The sequence below is a fragment of the Pseudomonas sp. H3_E07 genome, from assembly GCF_054668895.1.
Genome location: NZ_CP162795.1, coordinates 933,816 through 953,759, shown reverse-complemented (window position 1 = coordinate 953,759; position 19,944 = coordinate 933,816). Strand labels below are relative to the sequence as shown.

General features: G+C 59.6%; 21 protein-coding genes. 11 read left to right on the top strand and 10 right to left on the bottom strand.

Going from position 1 to position 19,944, the window contains the following annotated elements:
• Positions 1-41: 41 nt before the first annotated feature.
• A complete protein-coding gene (locus AB4O08_RS04320; protein ID WP_420865036.1) occupies positions 42-746 on the bottom strand; it encodes a methyl-accepting chemotaxis protein in 705 nt (234 codons plus the stop codon).
• An 873-nt stretch (positions 747-1,619) separates the two neighbouring features.
• Complete coding sequence (locus tag AB4O08_RS04315) at positions 1,620-2,426, bottom strand: TatD family hydrolase (protein ID WP_010211895.1); 807 nt, start codon at positions 2,424-2,426, stop codon at positions 1,620-1,622.
• A gap of 236 nt (positions 2,427-2,662) precedes the next feature.
• Between AB4O08_RS04315 and AB4O08_RS04310 the strand changes: the two genes are divergently transcribed.
• From AB4O08_RS04310 to AB4O08_RS04300, 3 genes are all read left to right on the top strand, one after another.
• Positions 2,663-4,084, top strand: coding sequence for an MltF family protein (locus AB4O08_RS04310; protein WP_045791168.1), 1,422 nt, complete (start codon positions 2,663-2,665; stop codon positions 4,082-4,084).
• A gap of 103 nt (positions 4,085-4,187) precedes the next feature.
• On the top strand, positions 4,188-4,622 hold the full coding sequence (locus tag AB4O08_RS04305) for a DoxX family protein (RefSeq protein ID WP_010211891.1): 435 nt from the start codon (positions 4,188-4,190) through the stop codon (positions 4,620-4,622).
• Positions 4,623-4,869: 247 nt separating this feature from the next.
• Positions 4,870-5,178 (top strand): class I SAM-dependent methyltransferase, encoded by a 309-nt coding sequence (locus AB4O08_RS04300; protein ID WP_460114720.1) that lies wholly within the window; start codon positions 4,870-4,872, stop codon positions 5,176-5,178.
• A 4-nt stretch (positions 5,179-5,182) separates the two neighbouring features.
• On the opposite strand, the gene AB4O08_RS04295 is transcribed toward AB4O08_RS04300, so the two are convergent.
• The 3 genes from AB4O08_RS04295 to AB4O08_RS04285 are packed head-to-tail and all read right to left on the bottom strand — an operon-like array spanning position 5,183 to position 8,577.
• Entirely contained in the window at positions 5,183-6,913 is a 1,731-nt protein-coding gene (locus tag AB4O08_RS04295) for a Gldg family protein (RefSeq protein ID WP_460114719.1), read from the bottom strand.
• A 15-nt stretch (positions 6,914-6,928) separates the two neighbouring features.
• Positions 6,929-7,654: an ABC transporter permease gene (locus AB4O08_RS04290; protein ID WP_044286856.1), complete on the bottom strand. Its 726-nt coding sequence runs from the start codon at positions 7,652-7,654 to the stop codon at positions 6,929-6,931.
• Positions 7,651-8,577, bottom strand: coding sequence for an ABC transporter ATP-binding protein (locus AB4O08_RS04285; RefSeq protein ID WP_460114718.1), 927 nt, complete (start codon positions 8,575-8,577; stop codon positions 7,651-7,653). The genes AB4O08_RS04290 and AB4O08_RS04285 overlap by 4 nt, the downstream gene beginning before the upstream one ends.
• A 219-nt stretch (positions 8,578-8,796) precedes the next feature.
• Here AB4O08_RS04285 and AB4O08_RS04280 point away from each other — a divergent pair, with 219 nt between their 5' ends.
• Positions 8,797-9,768: a hypothetical protein gene (locus AB4O08_RS04280; RefSeq protein ID WP_010211883.1), complete on the top strand. Its 972-nt coding sequence runs from the start codon at positions 8,797-8,799 to the stop codon at positions 9,766-9,768.
• A gap of 113 nt (positions 9,769-9,881) precedes the next feature.
• Positions 9,882-10,355: a transcription elongation factor GreB gene (greB, locus tag AB4O08_RS04275; RefSeq protein WP_010211882.1), complete on the top strand. Its 474-nt coding sequence runs from the start codon at positions 9,882-9,884 to the stop codon at positions 10,353-10,355.
• Between the two features lie 45 nt (positions 10,356-10,400).
• Here the strand turns inward: greB and AB4O08_RS04270 are convergent, their stop codons facing one another.
• Both AB4O08_RS04270 and AB4O08_RS04265 read right to left on the bottom strand, forming a co-directional pair.
• Entirely contained in the window at positions 10,401-12,911 is a 2,511-nt protein-coding gene (locus AB4O08_RS04270) for an ABC transporter permease (protein WP_010211881.1), read from the bottom strand.
• Positions 12,911-13,594 carry an ABC transporter ATP-binding protein gene (locus AB4O08_RS04265; RefSeq protein WP_005786391.1) on the bottom strand — a complete coding sequence of 228 codons (684 nt, stop codon included), beginning with the start codon at positions 13,592-13,594 and terminating at the stop codon, positions 12,911-12,913. Before AB4O08_RS04265 ends, AB4O08_RS04270 begins: the two co-directional genes overlap by 1 nt.
• 10 nt (positions 13,595-13,604) lie before the next feature.
• Here AB4O08_RS04265 and AB4O08_RS04260 point away from each other — a divergent pair, with 10 nt between their 5' ends.
• The 3 genes from AB4O08_RS04260 to AB4O08_RS04250 all read left to right on the top strand — a co-directional run bounded on the left by AB4O08_RS04260 (position 13,605) and on the right by AB4O08_RS04250 (position 15,603).
• The gene (locus AB4O08_RS04260) at positions 13,605-14,210 is read left to right on the top strand and encodes an arylesterase (RefSeq protein WP_010211880.1); all 606 of its coding nucleotides are present in this window, start codon (positions 13,605-13,607) and stop codon (positions 14,208-14,210) included.
• A 58-nt stretch (positions 14,211-14,268) separates the two neighbouring features.
• Positions 14,269-14,562, top strand: coding sequence for a hypothetical protein (locus tag AB4O08_RS04255; RefSeq protein WP_010211879.1), 294 nt, complete (start codon positions 14,269-14,271; stop codon positions 14,560-14,562).
• Between the two features lie 72 nt (positions 14,563-14,634).
• Positions 14,635-15,603, top strand: coding sequence for a L,D-transpeptidase family protein (locus AB4O08_RS04250; protein WP_010211877.1), 969 nt, complete (start codon positions 14,635-14,637; stop codon positions 15,601-15,603).
• A 134-nt stretch (positions 15,604-15,737) separates the two neighbouring features.
• Here AB4O08_RS04250 and oprI read toward each other — a convergent pair whose 3' ends face one another.
• Positions 15,738-15,989, bottom strand: coding sequence for an outer membrane lipoprotei OprI (gene oprI / locus AB4O08_RS04245; RefSeq protein WP_003172710.1), 252 nt, complete (start codon positions 15,987-15,989; stop codon positions 15,738-15,740).
• Positions 15,990-16,601: 612 nt separating this feature from the next.
• Here oprI and AB4O08_RS04240 point away from each other — a divergent pair.
• Positions 16,602-16,883 (top strand): GNAT family N-acetyltransferase, encoded by a 282-nt coding sequence (locus AB4O08_RS04240; RefSeq protein ID WP_003189869.1) that lies wholly within the window; start codon positions 16,602-16,604, stop codon positions 16,881-16,883.
• Between the two features lie 63 nt (positions 16,884-16,946).
• Here AB4O08_RS04240 and AB4O08_RS04235 read toward each other — a convergent pair whose 3' ends face one another.
• Both AB4O08_RS04235 and AB4O08_RS04230 read right to left on the bottom strand, forming a co-directional pair.
• Entirely contained in the window at positions 16,947-18,023 is a 1,077-nt protein-coding gene (locus AB4O08_RS04235) for a 3-deoxy-7-phosphoheptulonate synthase (protein WP_010211874.1), read from the bottom strand.
• A gap of 130 nt (positions 18,024-18,153) precedes the next feature.
• Positions 18,154-18,588 carry a PilZ domain-containing protein gene (locus AB4O08_RS04230; protein WP_010211873.1) on the bottom strand — a complete coding sequence of 145 codons (435 nt, stop codon included), beginning with the start codon at positions 18,586-18,588 and terminating at the stop codon, positions 18,154-18,156.
• Here AB4O08_RS04230 and AB4O08_RS04225 point away from each other — a divergent pair.
• Positions 18,587-18,973 (top strand): YbbN family protein, encoded by a 387-nt coding sequence (locus AB4O08_RS04225; RefSeq protein WP_010211871.1) that lies wholly within the window; start codon positions 18,587-18,589, stop codon positions 18,971-18,973. The two genes, AB4O08_RS04230 and AB4O08_RS04225, sit on opposite strands and share 2 nt — an antisense overlap.
• Positions 18,970-19,932, top strand: coding sequence for a putative 2-dehydropantoate 2-reductase (locus tag AB4O08_RS04220; protein WP_010211869.1), 963 nt, complete (start codon positions 18,970-18,972; stop codon positions 19,930-19,932). Before AB4O08_RS04225 ends, AB4O08_RS04220 begins: the two co-directional genes overlap by 4 nt.
• The last annotated feature ends 12 nt before the right edge of the window (positions 19,933-19,944 follow it).

Sequence of the window (19,944 nt, the reverse complement as noted above, 5' to 3'; positions counted from 1 at the left end):
CGAGGCTCGGTTGTAGGAGGGAGATTACAGGTTGAACAGTCCTACAGCTTCAACTGCCCAATCGCCTTGCTCAGTTCTCCGGCCAGGGTGGCCAGTTGATTGCTGGTGGTCGCCGAGTCGACGGTCTGCTGCACCGTGTTCTCGGTCACGTCGCGAATGCTGACGACCGCGCGATTCATTTCTTCGGCCACGTGGCTTTGCTGTTCGGCGGCGACGGCGATCTGGGTGTTGCTTTCGCGCATCTGCGCCACGGCACCGGTGATTTCGGCGAGCGCGGCGCCGGCCTCCTGGGCTTGATGCACGCAGTCGTCGGCCTTGAATGAGCTTTCCTGCATGAAGTCCACCGCGTCGCGGGTGCCCGCTTGCAGGGCCGAGACCATGCGGGTGATTTCATCGGTGGAGCTTTGCACGCGCTTGGCCAGGTTGCGCACTTCGTCGGCGACCACGGCGAAGCCACGGCCCATTTCTCCGGCGCGGGCGGCTTCGATGGCGGCGTTGAGGGCGAGCAGGTTGGTCTGCTCGGCGATGCTGTGGATCACGCTGACCACGCCGTTGATTTTCTGGCTGTCTTCGGCGAGCTTCTGGATCATTACGGCGGTTTGTTGCACGCCGGTGGACAGGCCGGCGATCGAGCGTTGTACCCGGGTGACCACTTCCTGGCCGCTGCCGGCGAGGGTATCGGCGGTCTGGGAGAGATCCCTTGTGGCGCCTGCGTGTTGGGCAATGTGATGAACCGTTGCAGTCATCTCGTTGATGGCGGTGGCGGCCTGGTCGGTTTCACTTTGCTGGCCGAGCATGCCGTGCTGTACCTCGTTCATGCTGCTGGCCAGCCGTGCGGCGCCATCGTCCAGTTGCCGGGCGGTGTGCGCCACGGTGTTCACGACGCGCTGGTAACCGGCCTGCATCGCGTTGAACGCGCTGGCCATCTGGCCGACTTCGTCCTTGCACGCCAAGGGTACGCGAGCCGACAGATCGCCGGTTTTCTCTACGTGCAGCATCACGTCCTTGAGGGTGTTGAGCTGGCTGAGCAGGAAGCGGATCAGCAATTGCGACGCGCCGAGCATCGCCAGCATCAGGATCAGGACCGCCACTGCATAGTTGGCGAAGCGTTCCTCGAACACTTGGCTCAAGCTGGGCGCGTAGGCAAGGACGGCAATGTATTGACCATCAGGGCGGGCGACGACTTCAGCGCCCAGCAGCGGGTTATCACCGAACACGGGCATAGGGTTGAACTCGACCCAACCCGTGGCGCTGCCCAGGGCTGACAGATCCTGATCGGCCAATTGTGGGATTTGGCCGCGCTTGAACGTCAGCCAGTGCTCGCCCTTGGGCAGTGTTTCCCCAGCCGGCCAGGCGTCTAGCAGCCGCGCTTGTGCCTGCGCCGAGGCGTGGGAGGCCGTGCTGCGCGCCTGTTGTTCAAGTTGCACGGCATACAGCACCAGCAGCAAGGTAGTGATGAAGGCGACCGCGTTGACGGCCCAGAATTTGTACTTCAGCGAGATATTGCTAAGCCAGGCACCCATGGAAGGTTTTCTCTGATAGCGGAAACAGCATTGGCAAGGTGCCATTATTGTGCCGCTATCGAGTCAAACGGTTTTGACGTGGGTCAATGCACCGCATCAATCCACTTCAGGCAGTCCAAAAAAGCGACGGGCGCATGCGGTGCTGTGGCGGGCGAGGTCTTCCATGCTTTCGTTTCGATGCAGGGCGACTTCGCGCAGGACTTCCGGTAGGTACGCCGGCTCATTCCGGCCATTTTTCGGCTTGGGGCGCAGGGTGCGTGGCAGCAGGTAAGGGGCGTCGCTTTCCAGCATCAGACGCTCACGAGGAATTTCCCTGACAAGTGGGTGCAGGTGTGTCCCACGGCGTTCGTCGCAGATCCAGCCGGTGATGCCGATGTGCAAGTCCAGGTCGAGGTAGCTGAACAACGCCTGCTGTTCGCCGGTAAAGCAATGCACCACGGCGGCAGTGAGATGGTCGCGGTAGTCCTTGAGAATTTCCAACAGGCGCTGGTTGGCGTCACGTTCGTGGAGGAACACCGGCAACTTCAGCTCGACGGCCAGGGCCAAGTGTTCTTCCAGGACTTTTTCCTGCTGCGGTCGCGGGGAGAAATCCCGGTTGAAATCCAGCCCGCATTCACCCACAGCCCGTACGCGGCTTTCGCTGAGCAAACCGCGCAGACGCTTGGCGCTGTCGCCGTTCCAGTCGCTGGCGGAGTGGGGGTGGATACCCGCGGTGCTGAACAGGCGTTGGCCGCTTTCATCCAGTTTTTCGCATAACTCCAAGGCCTGTTCGCTGCCCTCAATGTGGGTGCCGGTGAGCACCAATTGCTGTACGCCGGCGGCGTAGGCTCGGTCGAGTACAGCCTGGTGCTTCTCGTCGAAACTGGAGTTGGTCAGGTTGACGCCGATATCAATGAGTTGCATGGTGCTATCTCCGCCTGCGGCCGGAAAGCATATCAGAGCTGTAGATTTATAAGAAAAACGAAGAACTACAACGAGTTATAGCTGTCTTTGAACGTCGCAAGTTCATTGTGGTGGGCCGAACGCCTTACCCTGTGCCACCGTTGCGCGCAAAGCCTGCGCATAAAGCGCTCTGTTTCTGACACCCACCGCCTCGTTTTTCGCGAGCGCGTTGGCCAGTATTCTTTTCCGGAGAGCGGATGATCCGACCCTCGGCGTTGCTTATGTTGTGCCTGACGTTGCTGCTGCCCATGGCGGCGGTTGCGCGTCTGGACGGGCCGCTGGAAGTGACCAAGCCCGGCAAGGTCCGCGACCTGGCAGAGATTCGCTCCAGTCGCACCCTGCGCGTATTGGTCAATCAGAGCCGTAACAGCTCCGGCGAGGTTCAGGGCCAGGCCATCGGCGTCGAGTACCATCGCCTGCGCGCCTTCGAGCAATACCTCAATGGTCATGCCCGTGATGGCCAGGAAATCAACCTCAAGATCATTCCCAAGGCCAAGGACCAGTTGCTCGGCGCCCTGGCCCGTGGCGAAGGTGACCTGGTGGCACCGGGTGAATTGCTTGATGTGAAGGCGGCGCACAAGATCAGCGCCAGCGATCCGATTGTCAGCGATGTGCCGCTGTGGCTGGTGGGTGTGAAGGGCGAGCGGCGGTTCACCAAACTGGAGCAACTGTCCGGTCGCACCCTGGCGCTGACCACCGGGAGCGCGGCGGCGGATGCCATCAGCCAGGTCAATCAGAAGCTGGCGTTGCACAAGCAACCGCCGGTGAAAGTGGAGTGGGTGGACCCGACCCTGGCTGTGGAAGATGTACTGGAAATGGTCCAGGCCGGCATTTTTCATCTGACTATTGTTGAAAAGCCGATTGCCGAACGCTGGTCGAAGATCCTGCCCAAGTTGCGATTTGATAAGCAGGTAGCGATCAGCGAGCCGGGCGACGAATACTGGTTCGTGCGCCAGGATGCCTCGATGCTGCGGGCCAGCATTGATCGATTCCTCAAGACCTACCGGACGCCGGCCGACCAGGATGTGGCGTTCCAGCGTATTTACCGGCGTCTCTATCAAGTACGCAACCCCCTGGCGCGCGTTGACCGCCAACGCCTGGAAAAACTGCGCCCGGTATTGCAAAAACATGCCCGCGAGCAAGGCATGGATTGGCTGAACCTGGCGGCACTCGCTTTCAAAGAGTCGGCGCTTGATCCGGGTGCACGCAACAGTGGTGGTCCCACCGGCCTCATGCAGATCACGCCGTCCGCGGCGCAGCGAGTGGGGGTCAACAATATCGAGAGCCTTGATAGCAATGTGCAGGCGGGTGCGCGCTACCTGGCGATGATCCGCCGCAAGTTCTTTGCCAGTCCCAAGCTCAACGAGCGCGAGCGTATGGCGTTTGTACTGGCGGCCTACAACATGGGGCCGGAACGGGTGCAGGGCATGCGCACCGAAGCCAAGCGCCGGGGGCTGAACCCGAATCAGTGGTTCTTCCAGGTTGAACGCATCGCCATGGAGCAAGTAGGGATGGGCGGCGTCAGCTATGTTAATAGCGTCAACAAGTACTATTTGGCGTTCGAGAGGGAGCGAGAGTCCCTGGAGCCGCCAGCGCCGAAAATCGCCTCACGGAAGTAATCGATTTAATCGATATTAATTAGGCATTTTTTCGGCTTTTATCATTGCCTAAACTGATTAATATAGCGGCCAACCACCCCCTACTTAGAAAAGGATTATCACCATGAGCCCACTGATCAACAGCATCCTGGCCACCCGCGCCGGTTACGGCCTGACCATTTTGCGCATTGTCGTCGGCATCATTTTTGCCGCCCACGGTTCGCAGAAACTCTTCGGCTGGTTTGGCGGCTACGGTCTGGCCGGTACAGCCCAGTGGATGGAAAGCATCGGCCTGGCGCCGGGTACTCTGATGGCGCTGTTGTCGGGCGGCACCGAGTTCTTTGCTGGCCTGGCGTTGATTATCGGCCTGCTGGCTCGCCCTGCGGCACTGGGCCTGACCATCCTGTCGCTGGTGGCGATCTTCTCGGTGCATATCCATAACGGCCTGTTCATGGCCAACAACGGTTATGAGTTCGCGCTGGCCTTGCTCGGTGGTTCGCTGGCGGTGCTTCTGGAAGGCGCCGGAAAGCTGTCTGCGGATCGCGCCATCGCCAACTGATCCCCGTAGAACCTTCAAGAGGCCCGCCATGTGCGGGCTTTTTGCTGATCTGGATTCTTGACACCGGCCCTCCGGCTTCTCTAGGATGCCGCTCATGCGCCGATTTAAACAGCTAATTGCGGGGCGCCATGGGTGATCGTTATCGGTCCCGACAGAAGCATGCTCCATGCTTCGAAATTCCGCTAAAGCGCTGGTTCGGTGTTGCCTCTCACCTGCCCGCAGACTTTTGAGGCAGAGACACGACACGATGAATGCACTACGCCCCCTGATACGCCTGGCTCCGATCACTGCGGACCTCACTCAACGCAATCCTAAAATCCTCCTGGGCGGCAAGCACCAGCCGACGCTGTTGCGTTACCTGGACGGCTGGCCGCGTCGTACGGGCCGACCTTCCGCGTTCCTGATCCAGTTTGTCGAAGATGGCGATTCCCTTGCGCGGTTTGCCAGCAACAGTTTCGACCTTGCCGTTATCCAGGCGCCAAGTGCACGCGACGCCGATGAGGTCATCCGTCAGTTGACCCGCATTGCTCGGCAAGGGCTGATCGCCCGTCGTTGAGCGTTCAGTGAATCACACTGCCGGCTTTGAGACGACGACGGCGTTGGCCCAGAAAGACCATCCAGGCGATCAGGCATAACGTCAGGGGTATCGCAAAGGTCACGACCAGTTTTATAGCCCGCTCCATATGGCGTACCTGGGCATAAGCTTCGAGCTCCAGGGCATGCAGCTCCATGGGCAGGCGCAGACGCTCCTTGTTGAGCGCCTGCAACCGCGTGGTGGTATCCACTGCCTGGGTGCCGAGGGCGGTTGTCCACGGGCTGAGGCGTTGCCATTCTTGTTCCGTGCGTTGCAGACGCCGCTCCAGTTCGCCGGCTTTCACGCGATAGGCCTGCTTCGCGACTTTGCGCATAGCTTCCAGCCGGTTTGACGAACGTTCCTGCGCCACGCGCGGGCGAATGGCGGCGAGTGTGTCGGGGGCGGACAGGTTGTCCAGCGTATTCAAGACAAACAGCGCGTTGCCGTCCGGCGCGGAGTTGTTGACCTTGTCCATGAGCATGTCCGTGTCAGCAACCACCACGACATGAATATTGGCCGCTTTTTGCAAACCGGGCGGCAGCCCGTTGATGCCATCGGGAAACACCGAATAGCTCGGCCCCTCGATACGCGCAGCAATCACATGAGATCGTTCCTGATTCGACGCCTCTTCCATCAATGCGTCGATCTTGGCTGCGCTCGTGAGGCTATTGGCATCCAACAGGACAGACTGTTCGGAACTTTGCAGGATCGGGGTGAAGGTCGTGCGGCTCTTGCCCAGTTGGGAGAGGGCGCCACTGCTCGATACCGTCACCCTATTGAGGTTCCAGGTACTGATGTCATTTGTGTTCATCGCCTGGCGGGGCAGGTTCAACCGCACCTGATTGGGCGCGCCCGGGGCTTCCCGTGGCGTGTAGAGGTCGTCGACCACCAGCTTGTTCGTCGGCATCTGGATACCCCAGGCCGCCAGCAATTCGTTCAGCCGAGTGTTTTCTGGGGGAAGGTTTGAACGTTGTTCAGTCAACGGGTCGATAAACAACATCAATCTGCCACCCCTCAAGACAAATTGTTCTATTGCATACAGGGCTCGCTCAGACAACGCCTGTGGGTGCACGACCAGCAGCGTTTTGATCGGCTGGGGGACGGATGCGGCACTCGGCTCCAGGTTGACCAGGTCGAACGCCTGCCGCAGTTCCTGCAACAGCCGGCTCGCAGATTCGTCCATCGCCAGCCCCGACAGTAACGCAACGACCGGGCGCTCCGGGTGCTGCAATTTATAAAGCAAATGGCCGATTTCATACTCAAGCAAAGGCTCTTGGTCGAGGCTGAAGGCGCCGATGCGCCGCACACCGTGACCGACACGGGTGCCGATGAGGCCGAGAAAACCCGCATTGTCGTCAAGTCCTGACAGTCGGGCTTTGTAGGCGTCCTCCGAAAAAGGGGCCGGTTCAATAAGGTGCAGGTTGATCATGCCATTGGCCGTTTCCTCATATTCCTTGAGCAGGTCTTCAATGCGCTTGCTGTAGCGTTGTAGCGCGTAGCTTCTTTTCAGGTTGTTGTTGGAGTTGAAATAATACAAGTCCACCGGGTCTTCCAGTGCAGTCAGCAGCTGTTTTACGGCAGGCGCTAAAGTGTGGATTTTTTGCTCGGAAAGGTCCCACCGTAGATCAGGCAGTTTGCCTACCCAAACCAGATTGAACGCCAGGAAAAGCAGGAGGGTGACGGTGAGTGTCATGCTGTTGCGCAGCGAGGACCGCATTAAGAGTTTCCCTTCTCAGCTGTGTTTGTAGTTGAGGGTGACAGTCGTCGCAGTGAGAAAGGCGAGAATCATACTGATGAAGTAAAGCGTGTCCCGAAGTGTGAGTTTCCCATCATCGATGTTGCTGAATCGCAACGTAGGGCTAAGTGCTGCCAAGCTGTCAATCAGCGCGATAGGGGCTTGATGTTCAAGCGCATCCAAGATGGCAGAAAGCCCGCTGGCTGTCAGAAGCAGGCCCAGGGTCAATCCGAAAACGACGGTGCGTTGGCGTACAAATGCACAAATAAAACAACCCACCGACAAGTAACTGCCCGCGAGTAACCAACTAACGACCCATTGCGAAGCAATAACGCTGTTGTCGGGCTTGCCCAAGTAGTTGGCGATGATGACCAGAGGAAACATCAGTAACAGGGCTGTGCCTGCTACGAGCCAGGCGGCGAGGAATTTTCCGATCACCCATTCATAGGTTGTGATGGGCATGGTTTTCATCAGCCCGAGAAAACCTGCACTGGATTCATCCGCCCAGAGTTGCGTGGCCAAGGCAGGCGTCAGTAACAAGTACAACCAGGGGTGAAACTGGAAGAAAACCTGCAAGTCACTGCTGTTCTGTTCTGGCCACGGGCTTACGTATCTTCCCAATGTCACTGACAGTATCAGGAAGACGGCAATGTGCAGGTAAGTACTGGGTGTGCAGGCATAACTGGCGAGCTGGCGCCTTAAAATGATCGGTAATAATTTCAACGGGGCGCCTCCTGGCTCAGGTGGTGGACCACATCATTCAAGCGACCTGGTTCCAGGCTCAATGAGTTGATTTTCCAGCGGCGACTGGCAATCAGCGTGTTGATATGGGGATAGATGGTGTGCCCCGGCATGGCGAGAACGGTCACCGTGCCGGGTGCATGTCGATGCTCTTCGATGCCAGCCACGCCGGGCAGTACGGCCAGCGCCAGCAGGTCCAGTGGGGTGTCCGCGGCCAAGGTGACGGCCTGGAAATGACGCGAGTCGCGTTGTAGATCAGGCAGTGGGGTGTCGGCGACCAGGCGACCACCCGCGATGACAAGTGCACGTGTGCAGAACTCGGACAGTTCATCGCAATGACGAGAGGCGATGATCACTGTCATTTCTTGCGTCAATGACTGGATAAGCCCCCTGAATGAATGCTTCTGATCAGGCGCGAGTCCTTCGGTTGGTTCATCCAGCAGGAGTAGGGCAGGGCTATGCAGAATGGCCTGGGCGATGGCGACTTTGCGTTTCCAGCCGATGGAGAGCGCATCGAGGGGGGCATTGAGCACCGGAAACAGATCCAGTCGCGCTACCGCCTGTTCCAGCCGCGCGCGTTTGTCTGCGCCGTGGAGGCCGCGAACGGCCGCGATGAATTTAAGGAACGCGCTGACGGACATCGTTGGATGGCCAAGGTCCATGGACAGTTGATAGCCAACGCGTTGTTTTGCTTTAAGTGCGTGGGTTTGTATATCGAACCCCTGGATTTTTATATGACCGCTGGACGGCTGCGTTGAACCTGCTAATAGGTCGAGCAGGGTAGTTTTCGCCGTATGATCCTGCCCGAATAATCCCAGGCATTCTTGTTGAGTGGCGCTGAATGAAAGGTCGCTGAGTATGGTTGTGTTACCCGTGTGTTTTGTCAGGTTGCTTATTTCGATCATTTTTTTTACCGAAAAAGTTTGGCATGACGTAAGGGGCGTGAAAAAAGGGTACGGGTAATGGCCACTTTTGGGAATGTCGATAACGCTTATTAAGAGAAGTCCTACGCGCCGGTTAGACAGGCCGCTGAAACAATGTGCTAGGTTTCGGAATGTCCAATTTTTGAATGTTTATTTATTGTTTAGATAAACTTCTGCCCTGCACAATGAGGCCTGAATGCCATGATGTTGCTACGTACCCTTGTTCTTGAGCGCAACGGTCAAGATGCTCCAGTTAACGGTGCACTGCTCTGTGGGTTTGCCGTAGGTCAGACGGCCTCTAACTTTCTTGTCTACAGTATGGATGAGGAAGTAGAGCCGGAAAGTTCCAGGGTTTATATCGCCGTGTTACGTAAGAAAGTTGATCGCTACTTCCTGGGCGCGGTTGAGTCCAGGGAAGATCTGCAGTTGGCATTACATGTGTTTAAGCAAATTCTGACGTTGGCCGCTTCGGGAATGAAGGCGGGCGGGGTTACGGAAACCCAGGTGCCCTATCATTTTGTTGATTTGAAAGGCTGCAAGCTGCCGCCTGCCAGGCCCGAGGACCATCATTCGGTGATCATCAAGAAGGCGCTGGTGATGAAGGTGATCACCCTGGGCATGTCTGCGCCGACGCTGCCGGCGATCGAAAGCGCTTCAGTGATCGTGCCATCCATTCGTTTCTCGTCGCAAATGAGTTCATCTCCCAAAGCGATGACCCCTTCCGAGCCCGTCCGGGCACCTGTGCATCAACAGTCCGTTGAGGAAAGCCGACAGCTACCTGTCGAGGCTCCCTCAATGATGGCGCCGGCCTCACCGGCCGATGGGTTGGAACCACTGAAACGCCCACCGCCCGAAGACCCCAGTACGCTGTTCGAAGTGGACAGCACGTTGACCAATCTGGCCCGTGTTGCTCAAGAGCTGACTCAGCAAAAATTGGCAGCCATCGAACGGGAATCGGCACTTGAGCAATGGCAGGCGCGATTGCAGCAGGAGCAGGAACAATTGGATCAGAAGGTTCGAGAATTGGAACAACGCACCACTCAATTGCATGATCATTCGCTTGCTGTCAGCCAGAGGACCGAAGCCCTGAAGGTGATGACATCGCAGGTATCGGGCTTGCGACAGAGTTTGCGGGGAGTACTGCTTGAGCTGGATCAGGCGTTGGATGGCTAGACTGGCCTGGCTACTTTCGCCGGTTCATTTATCATCAACGCCAGCCAGCCGGCGCCTGGGCTTTGAGCACAGGCGGATCGGCACCTATGGACATTGCCTCGGGATGCAAGCGTTTGAGTACCAAGCTGATTACCAAAGAAGGTCATGAAGCGCTGAAGAAGGAGCTGGATTACCTGTGGCGCGAAAAGCGCCCGGACACCACGCGCAAAGTGACCTGGGCGGCCTCGCTGGGAGATCGCAGCGAAAACGCCGATTACCAGTACAACAAGAAGCTGCTGCGTGAGATCGACCGTCGCGTGCGCTACCTGCGCAAGCGCCTGGAAGACATGCGTGTGGTGGAGTACATGCCCGAGCAAGAGGGCAAGGTGTTCTTCGGTGCTTGGGTAGACATCGAAAACGAGCAGGGTGAGACCAAGCGTTTTCGCATTGTCGGCTATGACGAGATTTATGATCGAATGGACTACATCTCCATCGATTCACCCATGGCGCGTGCGTTGTTGCGCAAGCAGGTAGACGATGAGGCTATCGTGCAGACCCCGAGCGGAGAAGTGTGCTGGTGGATCACCCGCATCGAATATGTGAAGTGAGCGAAGTCGGCCCGCATTCAGTAATGAACGCGGGCCGACTGCGTTTCAGCCTTCGCGTAGCACGGTCAGTGGGCTGGCATTGAGCGCACGACGAGTGCCAAACACACCTGCACCACCGATCAGTACGGCACCGATCACCGGCAGCAGCAACAGCCACGGATGAGGCTGCCAGGCCAGGTCAAACGCATAGCGATACAACACAAAGGTCACCAACTCGGTCCCGAGCGCTGCGAGCAGGCCACTCACGGCACCCAGCAAACCGAACTCGATGCGCCTGGCCTTGACCAATAGCTTGCGCTCGGCGCCCAGTGCGCGCAGCAGTGCCCCTTGTCGGATGCGCTCATCCAAGGTGGCTTGCAGGCCGGAGAACAGCACCGCCATCCCCGCCGCCAACACAAACAGCAGCACGTATTCCACCGCAAGGGTCACTTGCGCAAGGATGCTGCGCAACTGCTCCAGCAGCGCCTCAACCTGCAAGATGGTCACCGCCGGGAAGGCCCGCGACAGGTCGACGATCTGCTGGTCATGCCCTGGCGCCAGGTAGAAGCTGGTCAGGTAGGTGGTCGGCAGATCCTTCAAGGTGCCCGGTTGGAAGATCATGAAGAAGTTGGGCTGGAAGTTGTCCCAGTTGATGGTCCGCAGGCTCGTCACCCGCGCTTCACGATTTTCACCGCCGACCGTGAACACCAGGTGGTCGTCGAGCTTGAGCTTGAGGCTTTCCGCCACCTTGGCTTCGACAGAGACGCCAGGGACTTCATCGGTGGGTTGTTGTGACCACCACGAGCCCGCGGTCAGGGCGTTGCCCGGCGGCAGTTCGGCGGCCCAGGTCAGGCTCAGGTCGCGTTGCACCGCGCGATCACCGCTGGAGTCCTTGCTGACGATTTCCTGTACGGGTTCGCCGTTAATACTGATCAAACGTCCCGGCACCACCGGATACAGCGGTGCGGATTGCGCTTGCAGTTCCAGCAGGCGGGCGCCAAACGCGTCCTTGTCGGCTGGCAGGATATTCAAGGCGAAATAGTTGGGCGCATCCTTGGGCAACTGGTTTTGCCAGGTGTCGAGCAACTCGCCGCGCAACAGGGCGATCAAGCCCATGGACAGCAGGATCAAGCCGAAGGCCAGGGATTGACCCGCCGCCGCCAGTGGGTGACGCAACAGTTGGCCCAGGCCCAGGCGCCAAGGCAGTGACGCGCGAGCCAGCAGGCGACGCAGGCTTTGCAACAGCAGCAGGAGCAAGCCGCCGAGTATCAGCGCAGCGACCACGCCGCCGCCCAGCAGGGCGAAGGTCAGCACCAGGTCGAGGCTCAGGCGCCACATGATCAGGCCCAAGGCAAACAGCGCCGCGCCATAGACCATCCAGGTACTGGAAGGAATCGGCAGCATGTCGCGACGCAATACCCGCAGCGGTGGCACACGACCCAGTGCGGCCAGGGGCGGTAGGGCGAAACCGGCGAGGGCGACCAGCCCTGTACCGATCCCGGCGATCGCCGGCAGCAGCCCACCGGGTGGCACGTCCGCCGGCAGCAGGTCGTGGAGGAAATAGAACAGGCCAAACTGCGCCAGCCAGCCGAGCACGGCGCCGGTGAGGCTCGCCAGCAGTCCCAGTACGCTCAGTTGCAGGCTGAACAGCAACATGGCTTCGCGTCGCGATAATCCCAGGCAGCGCAGCAACGCACTGGCGTCAAAACGTCGGGTTGCGAAGCGGTTGGCCGACAGCGCCACGGCCACACCGGCCAACAGCACGGCCACCAGGCTGGCCATGTTCAGGTAGCGCTCGGCCTTGCCCAGGGCGCCGCCGATCTGCTGGTTGCCGTCCCGGGAGTCCTGCAAGCGTTGGTTGGCGGCGAGGCCTGGCTTGACCAGGTCTCGATAGGTCTGCAGCACGGTGCTGCCCTGTGGGCCGCGCCACAATTCGCGATAACTCACGCGGCTGCCGGGCTGCACCACACCGGTGGCGTCCAGGTCTGCCAGGTTGATCATCACCCTTGGCGTCAGGCTGTAGAAGTTGCCGGCGCGGTCCGGCTCGTAGGTCAGCACGCGGGCCAGGCGCAGCGTCTTCATGCCCACATCGATGCTGTCGCCGACCTTGAGGTCCAGCGCGGTCAGCAGGCGCGCTTCCACCCAGGCTTCACCGGGTTTTGGTCCGCCGCCTGGGGTTTCAGCGCCAAAGGGGGCCGCCGCGCTTTTCAGTTCACCGCGCAACGGGTACTGCTCGTTGACTGCCTTGATGCTGGAGAGCTGGATGCCGTTATCGGTGGCAATGACGCTGGAAAATTCCACGATGCGGGCGTGATCCAGGCCCAGTTCGGTGCCTGAGCGGATTTGCTCCGGTCGTGCGGGCGAGCTGCCTTCCAGTACCAGGTCGGCGCCGAGGAACTCGGTGGCGCGCAACAACATGGCGCCATTGAGACGCGCACCGAAGTAACCGATGGCGGTGCTGGCTGCCACGGCCACCAGCAGGGCGAAGAACAACACGCGCAATTCGCCGGCGCGGGCGTCGCGCAGCAATTGGCGCATGGCAAGGCTGAACAGGCGCAACAGCGGCAAACGTGCCATCAAGGCTCCAGGGGCGCGACCATCAGGCCGGCTTCAAGGCGGATCAGGCGTCGGCAACGGTGGGCCAGACGCTCGTCGTGGGTGACCAGCACCAGGGTCGTGCCGCTCTCTTTGTTGAGTTCGAACAGCAGGTCGCTGATGCGCTCGCCGGTGTGGCTGTCGAGGTTGCCGGTGGGTTCATCGGCAAACAGCACGTCCGGTTCTGCGGCAAAGGCGCGGGCAATCGCCACCCGTTGTTGCTCGCCACCGGAAAGTTGGCGCGGCGAGTGGGTCAGGCGTTGGCCCAGTCCGACACGCTCAAGCAAGTGTCGGGCGCGTTCTCGGGCGTCTTTGCGGCCGTCCAGTTCCAGCGGCAGCATGACGTTTTCCAGCGCGTTGAGGCTGTCGAGCAGTTGGAACGACTGGAACACGAAGCCCACGTGCTCGGCACGGATGCGTGCGCGCTGGTCTTCGTCGAGGGTGCTGAGGGCTTGCCCGGCGAGGGTGACTTCGCCGCTGCTGGGCAGGTCCAGGCCGGCCAGCAGGCCGAGGAGGGTGGATTTGCCGGAGCCGGAGCTGCCGACGATAGCCAGGCTATCGCCCTTGTTCAGTTCCAGGCTCAGTTCGTGCAGGATAGTCAGTTCACCTTCCGCGCTGGGAACCACTTTGCTAAGGTTCCGCGCGGTGAGAATGCTTGCGCCCATGGAGAATCCGATGCGAATGTGGTTTTTGAGTGCTGGCCTGGCCTTGATGTGCATGGCCCAGAACGCAGCGGCGGGTACAGTCCTGATCGTTGGCGATAGTATCAGTGCCGGTTTCGGCCTGGATACCAGCAAAGGGTGGGTTGCCCTGCTGCAACAACGGCTCAAACAGGAAGGTTTCGACGATAAAGTGGTCAACGCTTCCATCAGCGGGGATACCAGCGCCGGAGGCCTGGCGCGGCTGCCGGCGGCGCTTGCAGAGCATAAGCCGGACGTGGTGGTGATCGAGTTGGGTGGCAACGATGGCTTGCGCGGCCAGCCACCCGCGCAATTGCAACAAAATCTTGCGTCGATGATTGATCAGTCCAAGGCCGGCGGGGCCAAGGTGCTGTTGTTGGGGATGCAACTGCCACCCAACTATGGCCCGCGATACACCACCGCATTTGCCGAGGTCTATGGTGCGTTGGCCAAGCAAAAAAACGTCCCGCTGGTGCCGTTTTTCCTCGACGGCGTGGGCGGGCATCCGGAGCTGATGCAGGCCGATCAACTTCACCCGGCGGTCGGCGCCCAGAATAAGTTGCTGGAAAATGTCTGGCCGACGCTAAAACCGCTGTTATGACGCTTTTCTACCGGCAGGCTTTCGGCTAAGGTGGCGCCCCCCCGATTTGGAGCCCCCGATGTCGCGTCCTGCCTGGTCCCTGTTTAACTACCAACTGATCGAGCCGGACGAGCAGCTGGACCTGTTCGCCTGTCAGGAAGTGCGGGTGCATCTGGTGGCGCGTCAACTTGAGCTGGGGGGCTCCATCGATCGCACACTCTGCGGCACGCTCTTGCCTGCGCAACCGCGCTGGTCGCGGGTGGATCGTTCGATTTTCCAGGACCAGCGCCTGTGCCCTTTGTGCCGTGCGATCCTGGAGTCCCAGAAGCGGGGTACGCCGCCGATCTGGCCGGAGCTGCGTTTCGAGTTGTAGGGGGCAGCTAGAAGCGCGCTTCACGTATACAATCGATGTTTACCTACCCGTCGTCTGCGAAGGATTTACCGGATGTTGTCGCGCCTTTCCGTCGTCACCTGCTGCCTGTCTCTCGCTGCACTCTGTGCGGCCGGTTCTGCGTCGGCCCTGCAGTTGCCCTTGCCACCGCCGGGTGAAGACATCGTCGGCCAGGTCCAGGTGATCAAGGCCAAGTACGAAGACACCTTTGCCGACCTGGGCACCACCTATGACCTGGGTTACTCGGAGATGGTCGCCGCCAACCCCGGCGTGGATGCATGGTTGCCGGGCGCGGGCACCGAGATCGTGCTGCCGACGCGCTTCATCCTGCCGCCGGGCCCGCGCGAAGGCATCGTGATCAATCTGGCGGAATACCGACTCTACTACTTCCCCAAGGGCCAGAACGTGGTCTACACGTTCCCGTTGGGGATCGGTCGTGAAGGCTGGGGTTCTCCTATTGCCCACACCAGCATCATCGCCAAGACACCCAACCCGACCTGGACGCCGCCCGCGTCGATCAAGGCCGAGCACGCCGCCAATGGTGACCCGCTGCCCAACGTGGTGCCGGCCGGCCCGGACAATCCGCTGGGTCCGTTCAAGTTCACCCTGGGCACGCCGGGTTACCTGATCCACGGTTCCAACATGAAATTTGGTATCGGCACGCGTACAAGTCACGGCTGCTTCCGCATGTTCAACAACAACGTGTTGGAGATGGCGGGCATGGTGCCGGTGGGGACGTCGGTGCGCATCATCAACGATGCCTATAAATTCGGTCGCAGTGGTGGCAAGGTCTACCTGGAAGCACATACGCCGTTGAATGATGACGGGACGCCGTCGGTGGTCGACAAACACACCGCTGTCATCAACGCCTTGCTCAAGCGTGAAGACTTGGCCAATCAATTGCGGGTGAACTGGGACCAGGTGCGCGATGTGGTCGCGGCGGAAGATGGTTTGCCGACGGAGATCGGCGAGCCTGGCGCGGCCTCGGTCGCCGTGAGCGCGCCGATCGACCTGCAGCAATAAGTCGCTCGATCATAAGCCCGCCACGGTCTTGCGCCGGGGCGGGCTTTTTATTGCCCGAGATTGAGGTACACACCCCAGGCAATAAAAAAGCCGACCCATAAATGGATCGGCTTGATAACAACCCCGAGGGATTATTACTTGCGGCTAGCTTTTTCAAGCATACGCAGAGCGCGCTCGTTAGCTTCGTCAGCAGTCTGTTGTGCTTTTTGAGCAGCAGCCAGAGCTTCATCAGCTTTACGGTAGGCTTCGTCTGCACGGGCCTGGGAGCGAGCTGCTGCGTCTTCAGTTGCAGTCAGACGAGCTTCGGTTTCTTTGGAGACGCTGCTGCAACCGGTAGCCAGAACTGCGGCCAGAGCCAGAGCAGAGAATTTCAGAACGTTGTTCATCGTGTTCCCCTTCAAGGACTTTCTATTAGATAGCTAGTTCGCCCAGAGTGAGCTAATAGCCGGCGTACATACTACCCATTACTTGTAGTAAGTAAACTGACGTAGCGCAAGAAGCAAAAAAAATTCTCGCGCCGAATCTATTTTGGCTAATCTTTTGGAGGTTTGTATAAAAACCGTCCAATTTTTTCGAACAGGCAAAAATTGGATCCAGGCTGAAAGGGCCGGCCCGCATGTGTTAAGCCTTGCAAACAGATGAAATTTTATATATCCACGCTGATACTTCCGTTCAGCATGGCTTTGCGTTGTCCTGCATCTTTTACGCATGTAGAGGTGACTTTAAGAGCGCCTGTTCGTCTTAAGGTTCAAGTGCCGGCAATGTTCAGGCTTTCGATCCCAGGTTGATCGGAGCCCTTTCTATATCCACCAGCGGCAGCGGATGACGAGTGCGCCTTGAGCAATTTCAGGATTGGTGCCTACTATTCCCTACGTGCTGGTTGTAAGCGCTCAGGGTTTTCTCGTTGTCGAAACCGGCACGGGGTGGCGTAGATGTTCCTTCGCCGGAAAAACATCGGTAAGGTAGGGGTCAGAAACCAAGACCCGCGAGGAGTAGTGATGAGCGAGGCGTTGTCCATCCACCATGACCAGGCTGGTCATCAGTTCGAGACCAATGTGGACGGTCATCGTGCCTATCTGACCTATATGGACCTCGGCAAACAGACCCTGGACATCTATCGGACCTTCGTGCCCAACGCACTGCGGGGCCGTGGGATTGCGGCGGCATTGACCGAGGAAGCCTTGAAGTTCGCCGAAGAGGCCGGTTACACGGTGATCCCGTCCTGCTCCTACGTCGAACGCTACATGGAGCGCCACCAGCGCCATGCCGCCAAGCTGTAAGACATAGACAATGCAATGAAAAACGCCGGGCTCAGCCCGGCGTTTTTGTGTGCGCAGTTTAAATCAGGTGCGTTTGCGCTTAGGCAATACGTCCTTGAGCTTGGCGTGCATGCTGCGCAGGGTGTTTTCGGTGGCGGACCAGTCGATGCAGGCATCGGTGATCGACACGCCGTACTGCAAGTCGGCCAGGTCTTTTGGAATCGCCTGGCAACCCCAGTTCAGGTGGCTCTCGACCATCAGGCCGATGATCGACTGGTTGCCTTCCAGGATCTGGTTGGCAACGTTTTCCATCACCAACGGCTGCAGAGCCGGGTCCTTGTTGGAGTTGGCGTGGCTGCAGTCGACCATGATGTTCGGCTTGATCTTCGCCTTGTTCAACGCCTGCTCGCACAGCGCAACGCTGACCGAATCATAGTTGGGCTTGCCGTTGCCGCCACGCAATACCACGTGACCGTAGGCGTTGCCCTTGGTGGTGACGATGGACACGCCACCTTCCTGGTTGATACCCAGGAAGCGGTGTGGGCTGGAGACCGATTGCAGCGCGTTGATCGCCACGGTCAGACCGCCATCGGTGCCGTTCTTGAAGCCCACGGCCGAGGACAGGCCGGACGCCATTTCACGGTGAGTCTGGGATTCGGTGGTACGTGCGCCGATGGCCGACCAACTGATCAGGTCCTGCAGGTACTGCGGGGAGATCGGGTCCAGGGCTTCGGTGGCAGTGGGCAGGCCCATCTCGGCCAGGTCCAGCAGCAATTGACGACCGATGTGCAAGCCGTCCTGGATCTTGAACGAGTCGTCCAGGTACGGGTCGTTGATCAAGCCTTTCCAGCCGACGGTGGTGCGCGGTTTTTCGAAATAGACGCGCATCACCAGGTACAGCGTATCGGACACTTCCGCCGCCAGTACTTTCAGGCGTTCGGCGTACTCATGGGCAGCCTTCAGGTCGTGGATCGAGCAAGGCCCGATGACAACGAACAGGCGGTGGTCGGTGCCGTCGAGAATGTCACGGATGACTTCGCGGCCCTTGGTGACGGTCTGCAGGGCAGCGTCGCTCAGGGGGATTTCGCGCTTGAGCTGATCGGGTGTGATCAGGGTCTCGTTGGATTCGACGTTTAGGTCATTGATCGGTAAATCAGCCATCGTGTTACTCGTCAGGGTCACGGGTGCCGGCCGCCAGCCATCCCCGTGCGGCGGAGCACAGCATGATTTGAATGCAGGGGGAGGAACCTTAGCGCGTAACACGGGCCCGCGACAATGGGCAAAGCCCGCTTTAATCCAGTGCTGGCGCCACAAAGGCCTCATGGGAGAACTCGCCCGCATGGCGCGATACCCACTCGCGGGCGAGGGCTTCGAGTTGCTGGGGTGTCGGCTCGGCATCTTCGTGCTGGCGGCAATAGCGCTGTATCCGGCATGCTTGCTCACCCATGCGGGCACCGAACAAGGCATGTTCGTCGGTAAACGAGATACCGACGCGGTAGCCGGTTTCCACCTTGCGGCACCACGCCACATAGCCCGGATAACGCGCGCTGGCGCCCAGGGAGGGGATGTGCAGATCAACCGCCGTGCCTTCGCGCCAGGCACGTGGCCAATCGCAGGCGATGCCGCCCAGGCCGCTGGTGTGCAGGCGTTGGCGGGGGATAGCAGGAGAGGGGCGTTGGATTAACTCGACAGCGACATCATCAGGGTGAGGTAAAAAACGACCCATGTACACGGACTCCGAGCACCGTCCAATTGACGGCGGTGGCAGCAGTATAGTGAAGGAACTGGAATTGACCGACCTGGATATTGACCAGCAATTGCTGGGATTGCCAGGTATTTCGCTCGTCGTGTTTACGAGCCAGGGGTGTTCCAGTTGCCGTTGGGCGCGCCAACAGTTGCCGGGCTGGCCGTTGCCAGTGGACCGCGTGTGCTGGGTGGACGCCGGGCAGAACGGTGGGGCGGTCGAACGCTACCAGATCTTTCATTTGCCGGCGCTGTTCGTGGTGTGCGAGGGTCAATTCCTGGGGCAAATACACACACGTCTTACGCGTGACGACGTTTTCGACTCAGTAAAACAGGCACTCACCCGTCCACCTGAGGAATTGCCATGACAGCAGTTACACCCCAGTCGCCGCGGATCGGCATCATCGGCACCGGCGCCATCGGCGGTTTCTACGGCTTGATGCTGGCGCGCGCCGGTTTCGATGTGCACTTCCTGTTGCGCAGTGAATACGCGGCGGTCAGCGAGCACGGCCTGCATCTGAACAGCACGGTGCATGGCCCCTTGCACCTGCATCCGGTACAAGCGTATGCCCGTGCGGCCGATATGCCGCCGTGCGACTGGTTGCTGGTAGGCACCAAGTCGACCGGCAACCTCGAGCTGGCCCCGACCCTCGCCCAGGTGGCCGCGCCGGATGCCAAGGTGGTGCTGCTGCAAAACGGCCTCGATGTCGAAGACAGCCTGCGTCAGCACCTGCCCGCATCGCTGCACCTGCTGGGTGGCCTGTGCTACATCGGCGTGCACCGCTCTGCCCCCGGCGTGATCGAGCATCAGGCGTTAGGCCGGGTAAACCTGGGTTATCACAGTGGCACGGCGGCCAATGATGGTGCCGCCCAACAGGCGATCGTCGAAGCCGGCGCAGCGCTGTTTCACAAGGCTGGCATTGAGTCCCAGGCCATGGCCAGCGTGCATCAGGCCCGTTGGCACAAACTGGTGTGGAACGTGCCCTACAACGGCCTCTCGGTATTATTGGGCGCGGGCACCACGGCCATGATGGCCGACGAGTCCAGTCGCGCGCTGATCCAGGCGCTGATGGCCGAAGTGATACAGGGTGCCCACGCCTGTGGTCATGACATCCCGCAAAGCTACGCCGAGCAGATGTTCACCATGACCGAAACCATGGACGACTATCTGCCGAGCATGTACCACGATCACGTGCACAAACGCCCGCTGGAACTGGCGGCGATCTACGCCCGGCCACTCGCTGCCGCCAAGGCTGCCGGGTGCGAACTGCCGCGGATGCAGGCGCTGTACCAAGCCTTGAGTTTCATTGATCGACATAACCGCTGAGTTCGAGGGCAC